19 protein-coding genes and 1 pseudogene are annotated in these 19,963 nt (G+C 61.1%); 14 read left to right on the forward strand and 6 right to left on the reverse strand.

Annotated elements, in window-relative coordinates:
• Positions 1–88 precede the first annotated feature (88 nt).
• The 5 genes from AARI_RS17355 (at position 89) to AARI_RS19815 (ending at position 4,389) form a co-directional block, all read left to right on the forward strand.
• Complete coding sequence (locus AARI_RS17355; RefSeq protein WP_013350543.1) at positions 89–1,075, forward strand: siderophore ABC transporter substrate-binding protein; 987 nt, start codon at positions 89–91, stop codon at positions 1,073–1,075.
• A 100-nt stretch (positions 1,076–1,175) separates the two neighbouring features.
• On the forward strand, positions 1,176–2,147 hold the full coding sequence (locus AARI_RS17360; protein WP_013350544.1) for an ABC transporter permease: 972 nt from the start codon (positions 1,176–1,178) through the stop codon (positions 2,145–2,147).
• A 4-nt stretch (positions 2,148–2,151) separates the two neighbouring features.
• The gene (locus AARI_RS17365) at positions 2,152–3,186 is read left to right on the forward strand and encodes an iron chelate uptake ABC transporter family permease subunit (protein ID WP_013350545.1); all 1,035 of its coding nucleotides are present in this window, start codon (positions 2,152–2,154) and stop codon (positions 3,184–3,186) included.
• A complete protein-coding gene (locus AARI_RS17370) occupies positions 3,183–3,938 on the forward strand; it encodes an iron ABC transporter ATP-binding protein (protein WP_013350546.1) in 756 nt (251 codons plus the stop codon). Before AARI_RS17365 ends, AARI_RS17370 begins: the two co-directional genes overlap by 4 nt.
• A 286-nt stretch (positions 3,939–4,224) precedes the next feature.
• Positions 4,225–4,389, forward strand: coding sequence for a hypothetical protein (locus tag AARI_RS19815; protein WP_157867188.1), 165 nt, complete (start codon positions 4,225–4,227; stop codon positions 4,387–4,389).
• On the opposite strand, the gene AARI_RS17375 is transcribed toward AARI_RS19815, so the two are convergent.
• Together AARI_RS17375 and AARI_RS17380 are read right to left on the reverse strand one after the other, a co-directional pair.
• Positions 4,386–5,657, reverse strand: coding sequence for an MFS transporter (locus tag AARI_RS17375; RefSeq protein WP_013350548.1), 1,272 nt, complete (start codon positions 5,655–5,657; stop codon positions 4,386–4,388). The two genes, AARI_RS19815 and AARI_RS17375, sit on opposite strands and share 4 nt — an antisense overlap.
• Positions 5,658–6,020: 363 nt before the next feature.
• A complete protein-coding gene (locus AARI_RS17380; protein ID WP_013350549.1) occupies positions 6,021–6,803 on the reverse strand; it encodes a carbonic anhydrase in 783 nt (260 codons plus the stop codon).
• A 271-nt stretch (positions 6,804–7,074) separates the two neighbouring features.
• On the opposite strand from AARI_RS17380, the gene AARI_RS17385 reads away from it, so the two are divergent.
• The 6 genes from AARI_RS17385 to AARI_RS17410 all read left to right on the forward strand — a co-directional run bounded on the left by AARI_RS17385 (position 7,075) and on the right by AARI_RS17410 (position 13,276).
• Positions 7,075–7,710 (forward strand): TetR/AcrR family transcriptional regulator, encoded by a 636-nt coding sequence (locus AARI_RS17385; RefSeq protein ID WP_013350550.1) that lies wholly within the window; start codon positions 7,075–7,077, stop codon positions 7,708–7,710.
• A 4-nt stretch (positions 7,711–7,714) separates the two neighbouring features.
• The gene (locus tag AARI_RS17390; RefSeq protein ID WP_013350551.1) at positions 7,715–9,319 is read left to right on the forward strand and encodes a carboxyl transferase domain-containing protein; all 1,605 of its coding nucleotides are present in this window, start codon (positions 7,715–7,717) and stop codon (positions 9,317–9,319) included.
• Between the two features lie 12 nt (positions 9,320–9,331).
• Positions 9,332–11,392 (forward strand): ATP-binding protein, encoded by a 2,061-nt coding sequence (locus AARI_RS17395; protein ID WP_013350552.1) that lies wholly within the window; start codon positions 9,332–9,334, stop codon positions 11,390–11,392.
• Positions 11,389–11,913 carry a MaoC family dehydratase gene (locus tag AARI_RS17400; protein WP_013350553.1) on the forward strand — a complete coding sequence of 175 codons (525 nt, stop codon included), beginning with the start codon at positions 11,389–11,391 and terminating at the stop codon, positions 11,911–11,913. The genes AARI_RS17395 and AARI_RS17400 overlap by 4 nt, the downstream gene beginning before the upstream one ends.
• Positions 11,906–12,706: an HpcH/HpaI aldolase/citrate lyase family protein gene (locus AARI_RS17405; RefSeq protein WP_041649151.1), complete on the forward strand. Its 801-nt coding sequence runs from the start codon at positions 11,906–11,908 to the stop codon at positions 12,704–12,706. The genes AARI_RS17400 and AARI_RS17405 overlap by 8 nt, the downstream gene beginning before the upstream one ends.
• A gap of 66 nt (positions 12,707–12,772) precedes the next feature.
• Positions 12,773–13,276, forward strand: a complete 504-nt coding sequence (locus AARI_RS17410; RefSeq protein WP_013350555.1) for a hypothetical protein — start codon at positions 12,773–12,775, stop codon at positions 13,274–13,276.
• Here the strand turns inward: AARI_RS17410 and AARI_RS19450 are convergent.
• Positions 13,175–13,690: an MFS transporter gene (locus tag AARI_RS19450; RefSeq protein ID WP_081461194.1), complete on the reverse strand. Its 516-nt coding sequence runs from the start codon at positions 13,688–13,690 to the stop codon at positions 13,175–13,177. The genes AARI_RS17410 and AARI_RS19450 overlap by 102 nt on opposite strands.
• Positions 13,691–14,695: 1,005 nt before the next feature.
• On the opposite strand from AARI_RS19450, the gene AARI_RS17415 reads away from it, so the two are divergent.
• Positions 14,696–15,058: a transcriptional regulator gene (locus tag AARI_RS17415; protein WP_226910790.1), complete on the forward strand. Its 363-nt coding sequence runs from the start codon at positions 14,696–14,698 to the stop codon at positions 15,056–15,058.
• Positions 15,059–15,096: 38 nt separating this feature from the next.
• Here the strand turns inward: AARI_RS17415 and AARI_RS17420 are convergent, their stop codons facing one another.
• Together AARI_RS17420 and AARI_RS17425 are read right to left on the reverse strand one after the other, a co-directional pair.
• The gene (locus tag AARI_RS17420) at positions 15,097–15,447 is read right to left on the reverse strand and encodes a hypothetical protein (RefSeq protein ID WP_157867189.1); all 351 of its coding nucleotides are present in this window, start codon (positions 15,445–15,447) and stop codon (positions 15,097–15,099) included.
• Positions 15,448–15,644: 197 nt separating this feature from the next.
• Entirely contained in the window at positions 15,645–16,013 is a 369-nt protein-coding gene (locus AARI_RS17425; protein WP_157867190.1) for an MFS transporter, read from the reverse strand.
• Between the two features lie 101 nt (positions 16,014–16,114).
• Between AARI_RS17425 and AARI_RS17430 the strand changes: the two genes are divergently transcribed.
• Positions 16,115–17,416: an MFS transporter gene (locus tag AARI_RS17430; RefSeq protein WP_013350558.1), complete on the forward strand. Its 1,302-nt coding sequence runs from the start codon at positions 16,115–16,117 to the stop codon at positions 17,414–17,416.
• A gap of 93 nt (positions 17,417–17,509) precedes the next feature.
• Here AARI_RS17430 and AARI_RS17435 read toward each other — a convergent pair whose 3' ends face one another.
• A complete protein-coding gene (locus AARI_RS17435; RefSeq protein ID WP_013350559.1) occupies positions 17,510–17,947 on the reverse strand; it encodes a DUF6069 family protein in 438 nt (145 codons plus the stop codon).
• 881 nt (positions 17,948–18,828) lie between these two features.
• Here AARI_RS17435 and AARI_RS17440 point away from each other — a divergent pair.
• Positions 18,829–19,663: pseudogene (locus AARI_RS17440) on the forward strand (IS5 family transposase).
• The last annotated feature ends 300 nt before the right edge of the window (positions 19,664–19,963 follow it).

Genomic DNA, 19,963 nt, shown 5'->3' on the forward strand with positions numbered 1-19,963 from the left:
TAGCCTAATTCACTCAGATAAGGCTAAGCTAATAATCAGATCACTCAATAGCGCAACCAATAAAGGTTGCAGTTCGAAGAAGGAACACATGTCCTCCATGAAGCTTCGCGCCGCAGCTCTGCTGAGCATCGCCGCACTCTCCCTGACCGCTTGCGGTTCCGCAACCGACACCGTCTCGGAGGCCAAGGCCGGCGACAGCAAGACTGTCACCATCACCGACAACGAAGGCGAGAAGAAGATCGAGGTTCCCGCGAAGTCTGTCGTAGCCACCGACAACCGCACCTTCGAAACCCTGGATGCATGGGGAGTAAAGCTGACCGCTGGCGCTGTCACCCTGATGCCGGACACCATCTCCTACACCAAGGATGAAAAGATCCTGGACCTGGGCAGCCACAAGGAACCAAACCTGGAATCGGTCGTTACCGTTGACCCGGACCTGATCATCAACGGCCAGCGCTACACCCAGCACGCCGCCAAGTTCAAGGAACTGGCTCCCGAAGCCACCATCGTTTCCCTGGACCCGCGCGAAGGCGAGCCATTCAACACCGAACTCGAACGCCAGGTCACCACCCTGGGCGAAATCTTCGGCAAGCAGGCCGAAGCCAAGAAGCTCGTTGAGGACTTCGAAGCCGCTGAAAAGCGCGTCACTGATGCCTACGACAAGGACCAGACCGTCATGGGCCTGATCGCCTCGGGCGGCGAGCTGGGCTACTCCGCTCCAACCACCGGCCGCACCGTTGGCCCGATGTTCGACTTCCTGGGCCTGACCCCGGCACTTGAGCTTGAAGAGTCCTCCACCGACCACGAAGGCGACGATGTTTCGGTCGAGGCCATCGCCAAGTCGAACCCGGACTGGATCATCGTCATGGACCGCGACGCAGCAGTTGCAGCCGATGGCGCCGAGTACCAGCCAGCCAAGGAACTTCTGGAGAACTCCGAAGCCCTGCAGAACGTCACTGCCGCCAAGGAATCCCAGGTCGTAGTGATGCCAGCTGACACCTACACCAACGAGAGCATCCAGACCTACACCGAATTCCTCAACGATTTCGCTGACGCTCTGGAAGCTGCCAAGTAAGCGTCTTGGACCCCTGGCCCCTAGTGGCGAAGCCGGATTCCGGCTTCGCCACTAGAGCTATTTTCCCACCACATATTTCCACGGCGGCATTATGACAAGCATGACCTCCTCGGCCAGAACCAAGAGCAAGGTTCTCACGGGCAAACTCGCATTGGGCATCCTCGGGGTGCTGGTGCTGCTGGCGTTCTCCCTGTTCACCGGCGTCTACGACATCTTCGGCAAGGACGACGGCGCCATGATGTTCGCCGTCACCCGCATTCCGCGCACCATTGCGCTGGTGCTGGCCGGAGCGGCCATGGCCATGAGCGGATTGGTGATGCAGCTGCTGACCCAGAACCGCTTCGTGGAGCCGACCACCACCGGCACCACCGAATGGGCGGGCCTGGGCCTGCTGGCCATGCTGGTCTTCTTCCCCACCGCCACCCTGCTGGCCAAGATGAGCGTAGCGATTGTCTTTGCCTTCATCGGCACCATGATCTTCTTCCTGTTCTTGCAGCGCATTTCGCTCAAGGCCTCGCTGACCGTGCCGATCGTGGGCATCATGCTCGGTTCCGTGGTCGGCGCCTTCTCCACCTTCTTCGCGCTGTCCACCGACAAGCTGCAGTCCATGGGCATCTGGCTGGCCGGCTCCTTCACCTCGGTGATCCGCGGGCAGTACGAGGTGCTGTGGATCGTGGCCATCGTGGCCGTAGCCATCTACATCGTCGCCGACCGCTTCACCGTGGCCGGGCTGGGCGAGGAAATCGCCACCAACGTCGGGTTGAACTACCGCCAGGTGATGCTGCTGGGCACCGCGCTGATCGCGGTCGCTACCGGCGTGGTCACCGTGGTCATCGGCAACCTGCCGTTCCTCGGCCTGATCGTGCCGAATATCGTCTCGATGGTCCGCGGCGACGACCTGCGCAGCAACCTGCCGTGGGTCTGCCTGCTGGGCATCGCGATCACCACGGTCTGCGACCTGATCGGCCGCACCATCATCATGCCGTTCGAAATCCCGGTCTCGCTGATCCTGGGCGTGCTTGGCGCAATCGTCTTCATCTTCCTGCTACTGAGGCAGCGTAAAATTGGCTAATCTCATGACTCATCCCGCTTTGGGCACCCACCACTCAGGCCGTTCGGCAGGACCGCTTCCCACCAAGCAGGTCCGCAAGCGCTACTGGATCACCCTGTCCATCATGATCGGGCTGGCCCTGTTCTTCGGCATCGGCCTGCTGGCTTGGGACAATCCCATGCCGTTCGGCTCCGATGGCTTCTGGATCATCGCCAAGCTGCGCGCCAGCAACATCCTGACCATGGTCATCGTGGCCGCCTGCCAGTCCATCGCCACGGTCGCCTTCCAGACGGTCACCAACAACCGCATCATCACACCCTCGATCATGGGCTTCGAAGCCCTGTACCGCGTGGTGCAGACCGGTGCGATCTTCGTACTGGGCGTCGCCGGAGTGACCTTCTTTACCGGGGTCAGCCAGTTCGTGCTGCAGGTGCTCATCATGGTCGGCTTGTCCGTGGCGCTCTACGGCTGGCTGCTCTCGGGCCGCCTGGGTAACATCCAGATCATGCTGCTGGTGGGCATCATCATCGGCACCGGGCTGGGTTCCATCGCCACGTTCATGCAGCGCCTGCTGACCCCGAGCGAATTCGACGTGCTCACCGCACGCCTGTTCGGCTCCATGTCCAACGCCGACATGAGCTACATGCCGGTGGCCATCCCGCTGGTGCTGATCGCCGGCGGCTACCTGGTGCTGTCTTCCAAGAAGATGAACATCCTCGCCCTGGGCAAGGAAACCACCATCAACCTGGGGATCAACCACCGCCGCGAAGTCATGAAGTCCCTGTTCTTCATCTCCATCCTCATGGCTGTCACCACCGCGCTGGTCGGCCCGCTGACCTTCCTCGGCTTCCTCGTGGCCACCTTGGCCTACCAGCTGGCCGACACCTACGACCACCGCTACATCTACCCGATGTCCTTCCTGGTCGGGTTCGTGGTCCTGGCCGGCGCCTACTTCATCATGAAGAACATCTTCTACGCCGATGGCGTGGTGGGCATCATCATCGAAGCCGTCGGCGGCATTACATTCTTGATCTTCATCCTGCGAAAGGGCCGGCTGTGATTACCCTCAAATCCGTCAGCAAGAAGTACAGCGACACGGTCTCCATCGGCCCGGTTACCTTGGAAATCCCCACCGGCGGCATCACCGCGCTGGTGGGACCCAACGGCGCCGGCAAGTCCACCATGCTCACCATGGTCGGCCGCCTGCTGGGCATCGACCAGGGCTCCATCGAGGTCGCCGGCTACGACGTGTCCAAGACCAGCTCGAAGGACCTGGCCAAGATCGTCTCGATCCTGCGCCAGGAGAACCACTTCGTCACCCGCCTGACCGTGCGCCAGCTGGTGGGCTTCGGCCGCTACCCTCACTCCAAGGGCCGGCTGAACCAGGCCGATGAAGAGATCATCTCGCGTTCCATCGACTTCCTAGACCTGGGCGAGCTGGAAGGCCGCTACCTCGATGAGCTCTCCGGCGGCCAGCGCCAGCGTGCCTACGTGGCCATGGTCCTGGCCCAGGATACCGATACGGTACTGCTCGACGAGCCGCTGAACAATCTGGACATGAAACACTCGGTGGTGATGATGCAGCACCTGCAACGCGCCGCCCGCGAGCTGAACCGCACCATCGTGATCGTGCTGCACGACATCAATTTCGCCGGACACTACGCCGATTACATCTGCGCCATGAAAAAGGGCAAGGTCGTCGAGTTCGGCACCCCTGAAGAAATCATGTGCGACGAGGTGTTGACCAAGGTCTTCGAAACCCCGGTAAATGTCATCCCGGGCCCCAATGGCCCGCTGGCGGTGTACTACTAAGCAACGCCATGAACACCAATAGTTGAGCTCCGTGAACGACAACTAGTTCATGGGGCTCAACTGCATCCATTCACCCGCACTGCGGGCCCGGCTTTTGCTATTGCTTGGACTTCCCCAGCGCATTGATCGCGTCAACCATCGTCGCGCCCGGATGCTGGCGGCAGTATTTCTTCACATCCCGGGGTGTGATCCCCTGTGCATCGACGGTGATTTCCTAGGGCTTCGGACTCCCAGTCCAGCCCCAAAGCATCAAGGCCCAGCTGCCTACGAGCAATGCCATGTCAGCATGGCTGGGGATAGCTCAGTTCAGGTCATCGAGCAGCAAGTCCTTAACCATGTTCGCTGCGCCATCAGCCCGTTGATCAGCTGGAGGGAACTAGTAGTTAATCTGGTCATTGAAGACCTGCACGACGAAGCCATCGATTCCATCACGCTTCGGGGCGAAAACTAGCTACGGCTTCCTTGCACCCCTGTTCCATCGCTACGCGGGCTTTTTCCACGTAGTACTGGCGAGCAAGCAAGCACCACAAGTCCTGCAATGGGGAACACCATCAGGGCCATGCGCAACCCGAAGTTCTCGGCAAGGTATCCGACCAGTGGCGGCGAGAACAAGAAGCCCAATCGCATGAGCCAGGAGACGATGCTCAGCCCAGTTCCCGGGGACAGGCCCAGCAGCTTGTCGGCCTGGTCCATCACCGCCGGGACCAGAGTTGCCGAGCCGAATCCAGCCGCGGCAAATCCCAGCAGCGTGCCTGGAACCGTGGGGAAGAACAACGCCAGACCCATACCGATTGCTATCAGCGCTCCCCCGAACTGGGCCATGCCGCGCTGGCCAAAGCGGTTGACCATGCCATCGCCCAGAATTCGGCCAATGAACTGGGCCCCGACCAAAGCGATGAACCCGCTGGCCGCCAGCGCCGCTGGCGCTCCCAGCTCGCCAAGATACAGCGTGGACCACGAATTCCCGGCGTCTTCAACCATCACGCCGGCCACGGAGATCAAGACCAGGGCGCTCATCATCAGCAGCATCCGTCCGCGGGATCCTGCTGGGGCCGCGGCCCGTGCGGTTCCGGGTGCAGGTGGCGCAACAGGTTCTATGACCGCCAGTTCGGCGGATCGAGGCAGGCAGAATTTCAGGGCAGTCAGTGCCACCGCGGCAAAAAGCACCATCGATATGCCCAAATGCACTGGCAATGCCAGGTTCATCTGGATCGCTCCGGCGGCCATCAAACCGCCGATTACCGCTCCGACAGACCACAATGCGTGGAAGGAATTCAGTAACGAACGCCCATAGCGTCGTTGCACCACCAGCCCGTGCGCGTTCTGCCCGACATCCGTAATCGAATCCATGGCGCCGCCCAGGGCAAAAGCCAGCACCACCCAAACCACCCCCGGGGCGCTACCGGCGGCCAGCAATGCCGCACCGGTAGCCATGGTGCCGAAGACGGCAACCAGGGCGGAACCAAATCGGCGCACCAGCGCACCTGCAGCCAACCCTGCAAGGATTGCCCCAATTGGCCACGCGGTGACCAGCAAGCCGTAGCCGGCGGTGTCCAATTCCAGTTCCCGCTTCAGCTCGGGAAGGCGCGGCGCCATATTGGCAAATAGTGCTCCGTTAGTGAGGAACAGGGCCGCGACTGCAGCGCGGGCGCGGGAGTTGACGCTGGATTCGCTGGCTGCCATGGGGCCTTTCACTGCACGCGCATGCGGATTCTTCATGGGGAATGCTTAACTAGCATCCAGCGTCGAGAGTACCAGTGCACCTGCTGGCAAATCTCGAAACCGTGCCGAAAGCCCGGGAATAGGTATTTTGCGTCTGACCAGCTGCATCAGGAAAGCGGCGAGCTGGCCATCCGCCGGCATACGCGTTTCGGCTGCAACTTTGGAAACCCAGCTGGTCCAGCAGCTGGATCGCCCCGTTCGCCAGATGCCCTGCTGCCGCGGAGCCTGCGCTCAGCGTAGCCATAGGCGTTTTCAATATCGTAGTAACAACCTCAGTGAGGGTGCGAGTGATGATCGCAGAAGTTCCCGCCGGTTCCACCGGCGGGAACTTCTGGTTAATTCGCAACCGGAAAATCGGAGCTAGCCATCGAGCCAGCGCACTTCTCCGCTGTCCAGGTCGTAAACAGCTGCCACCACCCGGGTCCGCTTTTCTTGCACTGCTTCGCGAATGATGGCAGATCGCTTCAGTAGCTGCGCAGTTACGGCACGGGCATTGGCTTGCACCACATGGTCCACCTCTTCGCTACCCGAACCTTCAACTTTTGCCCTGCGGGCAACAGGAGCAATCTGTTCAGCAAAGTCGACCATCTCGCCGGGCAATTGCGGATTCTTGGCATCTTCTTCCATTGCCTTCAAGGTGCCTGCCACCGCACCACAGGCCGCATGGCCGAGGATCACCAGCAACGGGACCGAATAGGGACTGGAAACAGCGAATTCCATGCTGCCAACCAAGGTGCCATCGAGCACTCCGCCGGCGGTCCGGGTGACGAACAGGTCTCCGATCCCCTGGTCGAATAAGAGCTCGGGGGTCACGCGGGAATCCACGCAGCCGTGGATCAGTGCGAAGGGGTTCTGGTGCTCGGCCTGCTCGTTGCGCCTTTCGGTTGCTTGATTGGGGTGTTCTGGCATGCCGTCGGCATAGCGCTGGTTCCCGGCGCGCAGTACCTGCAGCACTTCATCGGGGGTCTGCGGGGGTCCGGCGAGGTTTGCCCTGCCCGTTTCCGGGGCCTGCGGTGATGCGCAGGCTGCCAGTCCGGCCAGAGCGATGAGCCCGGAGGAGCCGGCGAGCAGCCCGCGGCGCGACGGTCCGGCTGGAGTTGGATTTTGGCGGTTGAGGAAACGTGGTTCAGGTTGCGGCATCATGCCTTCCAGTGGCGTCTGATCAGCTGCCCAGCAGAAATTAACTAGAGCTTGACAGTAAATAACATCAAGCAGTCTAGTCTTCTGCATTTGATTCATAAATATCAGACGTCACATTTCGGCCCCTGTTAACATGAGCGTTGCATGAGGTGCAAAGGGCAGCGCCACCCGGTATCCCCGCCTGCGGAAGATAGTGATTGACACCACACTTTTTCTCCGGTTGGATGGAAACTGTCAATCGATTGATTGACTCTTGAGTCACAGGGTGGTGTCCATGGAACTGGGAAAGGTCCAGCAAGCAGCCGTAGCCTGCTTTGCCCAGCGCGGTTTTGCCGCCACCGGCATCCGCGAGCTCGGCACCGCCGTAGGGCTGAACTCAGCCACGCTCTACCACTACGTGGGAGGCAAGGAAGACCTGCTGGTGGGCATCATGAACGACTGCCTGGCCGCCATGATCTCCGGTGCCGAGCAGGCGCTGTCCTCCAGCTCCGACCCGGTACGCCAGCTCGCGTTGCTCGTGGCCTTCCACGTAGGGTTCACCGCCACCAACCCGAACACCGCACGTGTCACCGAATACGAGATGCGCGCGCTATCGGCCAAGGCCCGCGAGCAGATGCAGGAACTGCGCGACGCCTACGAGCAGCTCTTCGCCGACGCGCTTCAGGCCGGCGAGCGCCAGGGAAGCTTCAACACGGTGGACCTGGGCATCTCCCGCCTGGCATTGATGGAAATGGGCACCGGCGTCTCGCACTGGTACCGGCCAGATGGACGACTGTCACTAGCCGAAGTGCAACTGAACTTCATTTCCCTGGCCATGCGCCTGCTCGCCGTCCCCGACGAATTCCCGCTAACACCCGAAGAATTGCCCGTACCCCGGGTAATCGCCAGCGAACCAACCATCAAGGACTGACGTCGTGAAAACCCTTCCCTCCCAGCTGAATCCGGAAGACTTCCAGCGCAATGCCGCAGCCCACGCACCGCTGCTGGCCGAACTGCATGAACGCCTGGAACGCGCCGCACGCGGCGGCTCCGAGAAATCCCGCGCACGCCACGTGGAACGCGGCAAGCTGCTGCCGCGCGAACGCCTGGACCAACTGCTCGATGACGGCTCCCCCTTTCTGGAAATCGCCCCGCTGGCCGCCGAGGACATGTACGACGGAGCCAGCCCCGGCGCCGGAATGATTGCCGGCATCGGCTTGGTGCACGGCCGGCACGTGCTGGTCATCGCCAACGACGCCACCGTCAAGGGCGGCACCTACTTCCCGATGACGGTCAAGAAGCACCTGCGCGCCCAGGAAATCGCGCTGGAGAACAACCTGCCCTGCATCTACCTGGTGGACTCCGGCGGCGCGTTCCTGCCGATGCAGGACGAGGTCTTCCCGGATCGCGACCATTTCGGGCGCATCTTCTACAGCCAGGCCCAGCTTTCCGCACGCAAGATCCCCCAGCTGGCCGCGGTCATGGGCTCCTGCACCGCGGGAGGGGCGTATGTCCCGGCGATGAGCGACGAGACGGTGATCGTGCGCAACCAGGGCACCATCTTCTTGGGCGGCCCGCCGCTGGTGAAAGCCGCCATCGGCGAGATCGTCACCGCCGAAGAGCTGGGCGGCGGCGACTTGCATGCCAAGACCTCCGGCGTGGTGGACCACCTGGCCGAAAACGACGAGCACGCGCTGATGATCATCCGCGACATCGTCTCCACACTTCCGGCCAACCCGGCCCCGGCGTGGAACATCGAGGTCCAGGTGGCCGAGCCGCTCTACCCGGGCAGCGAACTGGCCGGAGTGGTCCCGGTGGATGTCAATGCCCCCTACGACGTGCACGAGGTCATCGCCCGCATCGTGGACGGCAGCAAGTTCCACGAGTTCAAGGCCGAATACGGCACCACCATGGTCACCGGCTTCGCGCATATCCACGGGCACCAGGTGGGCATCATCGCCAACAACGGGGTGCTCTTCTCCGAGTCAGCCATGAAGGGCGCGCACTTCATCGAGCTGTGCGACCAGCGCGGCATCCCGCTCATCTTCTTGCAGAACCTGGCCGGGTTCATGGTGGGCCGCGACTACGAAGCCGACGGCATCGCCAAGCACGGAGCGAAAATGGTTACCGCGGTAGCCACCGCACGGGTGCCCAAGCTGACCGTGATCATCGGCGGCTCCTTCGGGGCTGGCAACTATTCGATGTGCGGCCGGGCCTACTCTCCTCGCTTCTTGTGGATGTGGCCGGCTGCGCGCATTTCGGTGATGGGCGGCAATCAGGCCTCCTCGGTGCTCTCCACCATCAAGCGCGATGGCATCGAAGCGGCCGGCGGCAGCTGGAGCGCCGAGGAAGAAGAAACGTTCAAGGCGCCAATCCGCGAGCAGTACGAAACCCAGGGCAACCCGTACTATTCCACCGCCAGGCTCTGGGATGACGGGGTCATCGACCCGGCCGATACCCGCCGGGTGCTCGGCCTGGCCCTGGATGTCTGTGCCCGCCAACCACTGCCGGAGACCCAATTCGGCCTGTTCCGGATGTAGCGCGAGGAAATCATGATGAAGACGAAACTTTTTGATACGGTCCTGATCGCCAACCGCGGTGAAATCGCGGTGCGCATCATCCGCACCCTGCGCGCCCTGGGCATTGAATCGGTCGCGGTCTACTCCGATGCCGATGCCCAAGCACTGCACGTAACCGAGGCGGACTATGCGGTGCGCCTGGGACCCGCCCCGGCCAATGAAAGCTACCTGGATATCGACGCGGTGATCTCCGCCTGCAGGCAGTCCGGCGCCCAAGCGGTGCACCCGGGCTATGGTTTCCTTTCCGAGAACGTGGACTTCGCCCGGGCCTTGGAAGCTGCCGGCATTACCTTCATTGGACCGCCGGTGAACTCCATCAACCTCATGGGCGACAAGATCCGTTCCAAGAACCATGTGGTGGCCCACCAGGTGCCGGTAGTTCCAGGCATCGCCGAGCCCGGGCTGAGCGATGAGCAGCTGCTGGCCGCAGCCGCGGATATCGGCTATCCGCTGCTGATCAAGCCCTCAGCCGGAGGCGGCGGCAAGGGCATGTTCGCGGTGGAATCCGCCGACCAGCTGCCCGAGGCCCTGGCCAGTGCCCGGCGTACCGCCGCCAACGCCTTTGGCGATGACACCCTGTTCCTCGAACGCCTGGTACGCAACCCGCGCCATATCGAGGTGCAGGTCCTGGCCGACGCGCAGGGGAACACCGTGCACCTGGGCGAACGCGAATGCTCGTTGCAGCGCCGCCACCAGAAAGTCATCGAAGAAGCCCCCGCACCGCTATTCGAGAATCTGGAGCACGGTGCGGCGATCCGCGAGCGCATCGGCGCTGCTGCCGTAGCAGCAGCCCAGTCGGTGGGCTATGTCGGGGCCGGAACCGTCGAGTTCCTGGTCAGCGATGAGAACCCCGACGAGTTCTTCTTCATGGAAATGAATACCCGCCTGCAGGTGGAGCACCCGGTCACCGAAGAGGTCATCCGGGTCAACGGAGCCAAACTGGATCTGGTCGACTGGCAGGTGCGCATCGCCGCCGGGCAGCCACTGGACTTCACCCAGGACCAGATCACGCTCGAAGGCCACGCCATCGAGGCCCGGCTCTACGCCGAAGACCCGTCCTCCGGCTTCCTGCCTTCGGTGGGCACCGTGCTGCGCGTGAGCGAGCCGGAGAACGTCCGCGTGGATTCCTCGCTGCGCGACGGCCTGGAGATCAGCGCCCACTACGACCCGATGCTCTCCAAGCTCATCGCCTGGGGCCCGGACCGCACCGAGGCGCTGGCCCGGCTGGATAAGGCCCTGGCCGGCACCGTGGTGCTGGGCGTGCTGACCAACAGCGAATACCTGCGGCTGCTGCTGGCCGACGAGGATGTGGCCGCCGGGCGTCTGGACACCAACCTGATCGAGCGGAAGCTGGACCAGTTCGCCTTCCGCCAGATCAGCGAGCGCGAACTGGCACTGGCAGCTCACCTTGAGGACCAGCGGATTCCTGCGGCGAAAACGCCCTGGGGCCTGCGCGATGGCTGGCGGGCCCAGCAGCGCCGGGCCAGCATCCAGCACTTCGACGCCGCGGCGGCCGAAGGCAAGACCGCGCTGCTCAGGGATCCGGATGCGAGCCGGGTGCACGTGGGCGCCGAAGAATTCACCGTGGGCCAGGAACCGGATGGAATCCTGTCCGTTAACGGCCAGCGCACAGCACTCCAGCACGCCTTCGCCGAAGACGGCACGCTGTGGCTGTGCGAGGACGGGTGGACCGCCGCGGTGCGCAAGCTTTCCCGCGAAGAAGTCCTCGAACGCCACCTGGCCACCCTCGCCATCGAGTCCGGGACCTTCTCCCCGCACGTCGAATCCCCCATGCCCGGCACCGTGATCAGCGTGCAGGTTGCCGATGGCGATGAGGTCGCCGCCGGCCAGCTGCTGCTGAGCATCGAGGCGATGAAGATGGAGCACCAGCTCCTCTCCCCTGCCGATGGCATCGTGCGCATGACCGGCCTGAAGCCCGGGGATCTGGTCAAGGCCAAGCAGGTCGTGGCCACCGTGGAAGCCACCGGGACAACCAAGCCAACCGAAGCACAGCAGCAGGAGCAGGACGCATGAGCGAGAAAACCCCTACCCGCGTCGAGCAGCGCGGCCTCTACTTCGACGAGCTGCAGCTCGGGGCCACCTACGTGCACAAGCCCGGGCGCACCCTGACCGAGGCGGACAACGTCGCGTTCACGACGATGACCATGAACAACCAGGGCCTGCACCTGGATGCCGCGTGGGCTTCCACCCAGCCCTTCGGCAAGCCGCTGGTCAATTCGCTGCTGACCCTGAGCACCATGATCGGCCAGTCGGTGGGCCAGCTGACCGAAGGCACCATCGTGGGGCAGCTGGGCATCAATGACGTGCGCTTCCCGCACCCGATGTTCCACGGCGATACCCTCTACACCGAAACCGAGATCACCGCGCTGCGCGAATCCAAGTCCCGCCCCGGGCAGGGCCTGGCGTCCATGACCCACACCGGCCGCAACCAGAACGGCGACATCGTGGCCACCGCCACCCGAACCTGCCTGATGTGGACCCAGCAGGCGCACCTGGATTCGCTGGAAGCCAAGGGGGAAAGCTCCAATGGCTAGCTTCCTGATGGGTCCTTCCCTGCTGTTCTGCCCGGCCGACCGGCCCGAGCGCTATGCCAAGGCGGCGCAGCGTGCCGATGCGGTCATCATCGATCTGGAAGACGCGGTGGCTGCCGGGAGCAAGGAAGCCGCCCGCCGCGCCTTACTGGATACGCCGCTGGATCCCGCGCGGGTCATCGTGCGCGTGAACCCGGTCGATAGCGAGCACTTCGCCAAGGACCTGGAAGCGCTGGGGCAGACGGCCTATCGCACCGTGATGCTGCCCAAGTGCGAGTCGGCGGCGCAGCCGGCTGCGCTGGCAGGCTACGACGTCCTGGCGCTGTGCGAAACCGCCAAGGGCATCACCAATGCCTCGGACATTGCCGGGGCGCAGAATGTTGTCGCGCTGATGTGGGGCGCCGAGGATTTGATCGCCTCGCTCGGCGGCACATCCTCGCGCGGCCAGGATGGCAGCTACCGCGAGGTGGCACGGTTCGCGCGGTCGCAGGTGCTGCTGAATGCGGTGGCCAACGGCAAGGCCGCAGTTGATTCCGTGTACCTCGATATCCCTGATCTGGAAGGCCTGGGCGAAGAGTCCCGCGATGCCAAGGCATCGGGATTCGCCGCGAAGGCGTCAATTCACCCGAACCAGATGCCGGTCATTCGCGAGGCGTTCGCACCGACCGAAGCAGAACGGGAACGCGCACGGCGGATCCTTGAAGCCGCAGAGGCAAATCCGGGAGTTTTCGCTTTCGAGGGGCAGATGGTCGATGAGCCGCTGCTGCGCCAGGCCCGGGCCACCTTGGGCAAATAAGCTGTTTCCCGCCATGGGCTAAAGTGTGCAGCAATTACAGCCGACAGCTGGCCAACGGAGGTTCACATGCCTGTCGTGAAGAAACCCGGAGCCGATACCCTGGTGTATTTCTGGTTTGCGGTTGGACTGGCCGTGCTCGGCATGGTCATCCAGCAGATCGGCGCCATCATGATGCTCAAGGGCGCGCTGGAGCTGAACATCCTGGAAGTGACCACGCTTCACCTGGTCGCCTGGGGCTGCTACACCGGAGCCCTCATCTTCACCATCGTGGTCATGCACAAGGCCATTGCCATGCTGATTTACCTGGTGCATCACCATCGTCCGCTGCCGCCACGAACGGGGGCGGTGATCCGCGATGCCCCGGTAACGGCCCAGACCCCCGATACGGCCACTGCCGGGCAGACACCCGGTGCGGCAAAGGCCATGGAAGATCCACTGGGCAAGGAAGAGCCGCCCTCCGGGGCCAAGCTAAAAACCTTTCCGCGGCAGGCGCTGGGTGCAGTGCAACCACAGGATCAGCAACAGGGCGCCAAGCACCAAAACACCCGAAACGGCAAAGACCTCGCGTAGCGAGTAAGCGGAGGCAACCAGGCCCAAGACCCATGCGCCCACGGCGGTGCTCACATCCAAAGCGAAGAAGTACGTGGCGCTGGCCCTGCCGCGGGCTTCCGGTTTAGCGCTGAGTACCGAAATTGAATTCATCGCCGGGCTGACCACGCCAGCGCCGAGGCCAAAGCAGGCCCCGGCGATAATGAGCATGGCCATGGAGGCCGAAAAGTAGATCAGCGCCATCGAGCCGGCCGAGAACAGCACGCCGAAGCACACGATCGCAGTCAGCGACATACGACGGCGCAACCACCCCATGAGCAAACGGGAGATCGCCAACGCAACACCGCTGGCGACGAAGAATATCCCCACGTTGCCCAGCCCTTGCTGTTGCCCATAAGCGGCCAAGAAGGTGTTCACGCAGGTCGTGCCGAACATGAAGCACAACGTGACGGTGGCAGGACGCCAGGCACAGTTCTTGCGGAACTCACTAGTCAGCTCTCGAGACTCTCCAGCATAGGGCCCGAGCAGGACATTTCACCCTGGAACCTCATGCGGCCAATCCGAAGCAAGTATGTGAGCTGCTGGCCAAGATCAGCCAGTGGCTTCCCTGGATGAACGCGACCTAAGGGGCCGGGCAGATCACGAACATGATCCCCGTCTTCTAGTTCCAGCACCCAAACGTCGTCGCCTACGTGGTCGGGTTATATACGTCGCGGACGGCCGCGAACTATCGGAGTGAGAACCCGAATAGCGATCTGGTTTATTGAAACCTGCGCTACCTGCCCGATGTCCTCGATATCGTCAGCGCGCCAGCTGATAAAGGCGGGATGACCGGCTGCCGGCGCGAGCACTGCGCCCTCGGAACGGACTGATCCAGCCCCCGAGGCTCGCAAGGATGAGTTCACGCAGTGGCCGGCCGCCTCGTACCCAATCAAAAACAGTCGAAATAAACACCTGCGAACCCACTGGACCCAACGATCAATCTGCGCTCTAAAGCTTGGCCCGCGCATGAAATCGCCACATAAGACAATTATTTTAAATCCGCGACTACTTGCATATATGCAAGTAGTCGGCAAGAATCTCTACATGCGACTCAAACGAGAGGTTGTCGATCATGGATGACAAAAACGGGTCATTCGAAATTCCGCACCCACCACGGAGAGTAATCAACGCCACGGACTGGCTGTTTCTCCTTGCGACACCAGTAATGATGTACTTCGGTGGAGTAGCGGCTGCGACAGGGAATGCGAGCGGCTTGGTCCTAGTAGGTTTCGCGGGGTTGGCATTAATTACGCTCCGCACAGTTCGAGTTGGCCGGCGGAACGAACCGCGCGTACCACGATGGTCAGGCCCAGGATCGATCTTTGTCGCCGTGTTTAGTTTCGTCTGGTCATGGAGCCTTTTCCAGTCTCCGCTATCGAAGGTTCCAGAACAGCTAATATGGCCGATTTTGCCAGTAGCACTCTACGGGATTCTCATACTGGTGATGTTTGCGCCGCGACGGGTGCGGTAAGCGTCATGGAGCTGCAACGTGCACTTTTCTCACCCCCTCGATTCAAGACCTTGGGATTCTTGGTGCAGGTAGAGGAGTCAGATTACCCCTCGATTCAAGAATTTACAGGTCTGTCCATTTCGGATATATCGCGTGCAGTTGGCTTTTTAGATGAGCACGATTTAGTGCATGTGAGCAAGGAGCGGAACGGCCGCTACCCTGTAACCGTGGTCAGCGCCTCTGAAGCCGGTAGGGCAGAGTTTCGACTACTCCTCAAAGACCTCAAGAAATATGGGCCAGGCTTGGAATAAGCGAGCCTGACCCAACATACTATTTTCTCCCTATTGCGCTAAGCGCGCGTGCATAGGATGGCCGTGACTGCGAGTCCGCAAACCACGCCAGCGATACCGCCACCGACGCCTGCTTTGATCAGACGTAGCATGATGTTTCGGGCCAGCTCATAGAACTCTTTTTTCCTAACAAGCTCGGCGTATATCCCGCCGTTCATTCCACCAATCAGCCCGAGCATGTTCTTGCCAACGATGCAATTGGCAAAGGCCTGTCCGGACGCTGCTGGTTGAGCAATGCCAAGTGCTCCCTTCCCGGCAACACCTTGCTCTATTACTGATAGCTGGTTGATCACTTTGGAAGCTTCTGCATCTCCAAGGATGGAGCGTGGTTTGCCACTATCAACCGACACGACTCCAGAGTCGTTCAAAATGACTGCCTCCGTAAAGACGGACTCAAGGGTGGCGGCAAGTTCGTGGCTCTAACTATTCTCCAGAGGCAGGGGGAAGGTGCCGTCAGCGATGATCCTCGGGGCCAGATCGGAACCGCGCGAGGAAATTTCCTTAATACGCTTAGGAAAAAGTAATCCTTTGAATTGGTGGATGATGATTAGATACCACTATTTTCCCAGTTCAGATGACCTTTTCGTCTTTTCAAGCTGAAGCCAGCGCCTTGCAATGCGCGCAGAGCCAAGAAGTGCCGCACCGGCAAGGACAGCAGATGCAGGCCGGTGCCAATCGTAAAGAAGCTGGCACCGAGCAGCATGGCCATCCAACGCCCCTTGGCATCAACCAGCCAGCCGGCCAGCGGGCGGGACAGCGCCGCGGTTGCAAAGTACAAGGTGGAGGTCAAGCCAACTTCGGCGGGTGACAGGCCAAGGTCAAAGGCGTACAGCGGGACCAGGGCCACCAGCATCATGGTGGCTACGCGCAGGCTCGCATTCGAGAGCATCAGCGCGAAAAAGGTCCGGCTATACAAAGTTCTCCAAGGGTGTGAGGCCAACAATTATTCTATGCGCGTCACGAACTTCACGTTCCCTTGATGCCAGTGCCATGCTCTTAGCATCATCAAGAAGGAGCGTGCGATTGAACTCCCCGAAGCCATTGCGGATCCATCGAGCCTGGCTGGTCGCCATCGTGACCACGCTGGCGCTTGTCGCCACGGCGGCGTTCCGCTCGACCACCGGCGCGTTCTTTGAACCACTTGAATCCGAATTCGGCTGGCTCCGCTCCCAGTTATCGACCGCAGTGACCATCAACCTGGTGGTCTACGGCCTGGCAGCGCCTTTCGCCGCGACCTTGCTGGAACGCTATTCCATGCGCAAGGTGGCTGCGATCGCCCTGGTCCTGGTGGCCTCGGGGGCCGGATTATCGGTATTCATCAGCCAAGTCTGGCAGTTGTGGGTACTGTGGGGCGTGCTGGTTGGGCTGGGCACCGGAGCGATGGCGCTGGTTTTCGGATCGGTAGTGGCCAACCGCTGGTTCTCCGAGCGCCGGGGCCTGGTGATGGGCATCTTTTCCGGCGCGAATGCCACCGGCCAGCTGGTATTCCTGCCAAGCATCGTGGTGATCATCGAGCAGTACTCCTGGCGGATCGCGGCCCTGGTAGTTGCCGTCTTCGCGGTGCTGATCATCCCGTTGCTGCGCTGGCCCTTCGCCAATTCCCCTGCCGAAGCCGGTGTGCTGCCCTACGGCGGGGCCGGAGCTGCAGCCCCGCCGGAGGCCGAACCCCGGCAGGGTTCGATGGCCGCCGCGACGCTCAAAGCCCTGTTCTCGGCCTCGTGCTACCCGGCATTCTGGGTCTTGGCGCTGACCTTCTGGATCTGCGGCTGGTCAACCAATGGCCTGGTGCAGACGCACTTCATTCCGGCAGCGCATGATCATGGCATGCCGGCCACGACCGCGTCCGGGCTCCTGGCGCTGGTTGGCATTTTCGATATCCTCGGCACCGTGTTCTCCGGGTGGCTGACCGACCGTGTACGCCCGTGGCTGCTGCTTGCGGTGTACTACGCGTTGCGCGGACTCTCGCTGATGTTCCTGCACTCGCTGATGGGTCCAACCGTCGAGCCGCTGATGTGGATCTTCATTGTCTTCTACGGTTTGGACTGGGTGGCCACCGTGCCTCCCACGGTGGTGCTCTGCCGCCAGTACTTCGGTCCGGTTAAAGCCACCGTGGTCTTCGGCTGGGTCTTCGCCTTCCACATGATCGGCGCCGGCGCAGGCTCGCTGACCGCAGGGCTGTCGCGGGAAACCACCGGCAGCTACCTGGCCGCGTGGATTACCGCTGCGGTGCTGTGCCTTGCGGCAGCCGTCAGTCTGCTGTTCTTGCCGCGCATGCGCAAAGCCTACGAGGATCCGCAGCTCGAACAAGTCGGGGTGTAACCGCACGGCACCACTGCGGCACAGCCGCTTAACGCAAAAACCTCGCAGAGCTGATCATTGCTGATCGTTCTGCGAGGTTTTTGCGCATCAGGCTCAGGCGAGCGCAACGTCCTTGGAAGGAACGTGCAGCTTATTGTTGCCGTAGTGCACGGAGAAGAACCAGCCGATACCGGTCACGATATGGATCAGGCTCAGGCCCACGGCGGTAGCGGCATCCGCTGCGTTCATGATCGGGAAGGCGATCGACACGACAGCGATGGCCAGGCCAATCCACTGCGCGATCTTGCAGATGCCCTTGTTTGCCCGTCCGATCAGGAAGACCACCAGGCCGAAGAACAGGATTGGGATCAACGTGAACTGCAGCAGGTGGTCAAAAGCGACAACATCGGTTGGATTAGGTCCGATCCTGCGGGATGCCCCAGCGGCGCCAGCCAGGAAGAAAATGATGACGTTCAGGTAGCTGGTGCCCAGCGCCCCGATAATCACCTGGATGAAATTGAATGGGCTGTTGGGCTGTCCCTGAGCCGTCATGGCACTCCTAGAATTGTTGAAAGTTCTCAACCATTCTATTCCTGACCGCCTGTGCCGCGGCTCTCAATAACCCGTGAGAACCGCGACACTTAGCATAGCTATATGTTTTCAACTCCGGACGGCGGTTCAGCGGGCAGCTAACCGCACGATCCTGGTTCCGGGTCGACGGCACGTATGGAACGCAACCAAGGCCCAAGGCGCGGGCAAGGAGATCGGCGCAGCGAGTCGAATGCTGCTGGCATCTACCAGCAGATCCCGTGCGGCAGTAAAGATTCACCGATCTATGGGATCGAGCCCTTCGGCGTTCTGACCCTTGGATGGCTTCTTCGAATTTTTGTATGCCTTGACTGCAAATACCGCCAAGGCGACCACGACAAGAGTGGGGAGAATATAGTAGAAGATCATCTCGTAGAAGTTAGGCTCTAAAGGTTCATAGTTGCCAAGCCTACTTACATGGACACTTTATGTACATCATAACTATTTGAGGTAGGCGGAAAGCCTGAATGCTGACCGCCTCCTCCCCAACCAGCATCCCCGACCCTTGGCCATCAAGTTCAGAGCATCCGGAGGAATTTCGCTTGGCTCCGGATAGTTCAGGTAGCCCCCTCCGCCTCTGCTGGCGTTTCTTACGCTGTCAGCATTGGATGCATTGATGGACTCTGCGCCGACAAAGACTCCGCAATCGATCTGGGCATTCTGCCGCACCGCCGATGGGTCCAGCTAGATCATCTAAGAGATCGCGCCAATAGGTGAGCAACATCCCCAGCAAGTATTCAAAGTCAGCGTATTTAACCAAGTCAGACACGTCATCAAGCAGTGAAGCAGGCACGGACAGTATTAAACATATTTCGATCAAGAAAACGTTTGACACAGGAAATCACGTGCCTGCCCTACCATGTCCCATCATCGAGCCCCTCTGGCGTCAATTCGAAGCACTGATCCCCGACCGGGCGCACACCCACCCGCTGGGGTTGCCACAAGCCAAGGATCAGCGACCGGATCATCTTCGACAAACTCATCCAGGTCCTCGTCCTGGGCGCGGCCTACGAGAAAATCAGTGACACGACTTGCTCGGCCACTTCCATCCGACGGCGCCGCGACGAATGGATCGCCTCAGGGATATTCCGCGACCTGGAGCAGATCTGCCTGTAATCCTACGACCGGATCATCAGACTGGACCTGGAAAACCTCGTCATCGACGGTTGCCTGGTCAAAGCGCCGTGCGGCGGCGAAGTCGCCGGAAAATCCCCGGCAGACCGCGGCAAACAAGGCACCAAACGCTCGCTGATGACCGATGGGAAAGGCATCCCGATCGGCTGCGTCACCGCGGGCGCGAACCGGCATGACTCCCTGTTACTGCGTCCCACCCTCGAACGCCTTGCCCGTTTCGGCTACCAATTGCCAGAGCAGATCACCGTGCACCTGGATGCTGGCTACGGCAGCCGTAAAACACGAGACCTGCTCACCGAGCTAGGTTGTGACTGGAAGATCAGCACCAAGGGCGAACCCCTGCAAGCTGGGATCCGTTGGGTGGTGGAACGAACAAATTCGTGGCACAACCGCGGGTTCAAGAAATTGGCGATCTGCACCGAGCGCAAGATCCGGGTCATTGACGCGTTGATCAGCCTCGCCAACAGTGTCATCGTGATCCGCAGGCTGATCGGGGAAGCGTGGGTGACACAACGCTCGGATGCAAGTCCTATTCGAAAGCCTTAAAGACGGGTTGTTCCCTATTGGCGCGGGCTCTTAAACAAACTTTCAGATAGACGCCCGCGAATTTCAGTATTCTTGCAACACGCATAGGCCAGAACCGTCGAAACTACGCCACGAGCTAGTGATCAGCGAAAGCAAATGACAGAAGCACATAACACCAATTTAAGCCAGACACTGCACAAATTACAGTAAGCTGAACTACTGACGTCTAGCTTAAATCTCCACCAACCATAATCAGCGGGTATGAATGTCTAACAATCAAAGCGTGATCATACGACTAGTAAGATTCCTTGGAGTCGGCGG

It is taken from the genome of Glutamicibacter arilaitensis Re117 (genome assembly GCF_000197735.1).
GTDB lineage: Bacteria > Actinomycetota > Actinomycetes > Actinomycetales > Micrococcaceae > Glutamicibacter > Glutamicibacter arilaitensis.

Bases quoted from the DNA above. Each gene is read 5' to 3' on its own strand.
- AARI_RS17355 (WP_013350543.1), top strand. From the start codon at position 89: ATGTCCTCCATGAAGCTTCGCGCCGCAGCTCTGCTGAGCATCGCCGCA.
- AARI_RS17360 (WP_013350544.1), top strand. From the start codon at position 1,176: ATGACCTCCTCGGCCAGAACCAAGAGCAAGGTTCTCACGGGCAAACTC.
- AARI_RS17365 (WP_013350545.1), top strand. From the start codon at position 2,152: ATGACTCATCCCGCTTTGGGCACCCACCACTCAGGCCGTTCGGCAGGA.
- AARI_RS19815 (WP_157867188.1), top strand. From the start codon at position 4,225: ATGGCTGGGGATAGCTCAGTTCAGGTCATCGAGCAGCAAGTCCTTAAC.
- AARI_RS17375 (WP_013350548.1), bottom strand. From the start codon at position 5,657: ATGAAGAATCCGCATGCGCGTGCAGTGAAAGGCCCCATGGCAGCCAGC.
- AARI_RS17380 (WP_013350549.1), bottom strand. From the start codon at position 6,803: ATGATGCCGCAACCTGAACCACGTTTCCTCAACCGCCAAAATCCAACT.
- AARI_RS17385 (WP_013350550.1), top strand. From the start codon at position 7,075: ATGGAACTGGGAAAGGTCCAGCAAGCAGCCGTAGCCTGCTTTGCCCAG.
- AARI_RS17395 (WP_013350552.1), top strand. From the start codon at position 9,332: ATGATGAAGACGAAACTTTTTGATACGGTCCTGATCGCCAACCGCGGT.
- AARI_RS17400 (WP_013350553.1), top strand. From the start codon at position 11,389: ATGAGCGAGAAAACCCCTACCCGCGTCGAGCAGCGCGGCCTCTACTTC.
- AARI_RS17405 (WP_041649151.1), top strand. From the start codon at position 11,906: ATGGCTAGCTTCCTGATGGGTCCTTCCCTGCTGTTCTGCCCGGCCGAC.
- AARI_RS17410 (WP_013350555.1), top strand. From the start codon at position 12,773: ATGCCTGTCGTGAAGAAACCCGGAGCCGATACCCTGGTGTATTTCTGG.
- AARI_RS19450 (WP_081461194.1), bottom strand. From the start codon at position 13,690: ATGTTCGGCACGACCTGCGTGAACACCTTCTTGGCCGCTTATGGGCAA.
- AARI_RS17415 (WP_226910790.1), top strand. From the start codon at position 14,696: ATGGCCGATTTTGCCAGTAGCACTCTACGGGATTCTCATACTGGTGAT.
- AARI_RS17435 (WP_013350559.1), bottom strand. From the start codon at position 17,947: ATGACGGCTCAGGGACAGCCCAACAGCCCATTCAATTTCATCCAGGTG.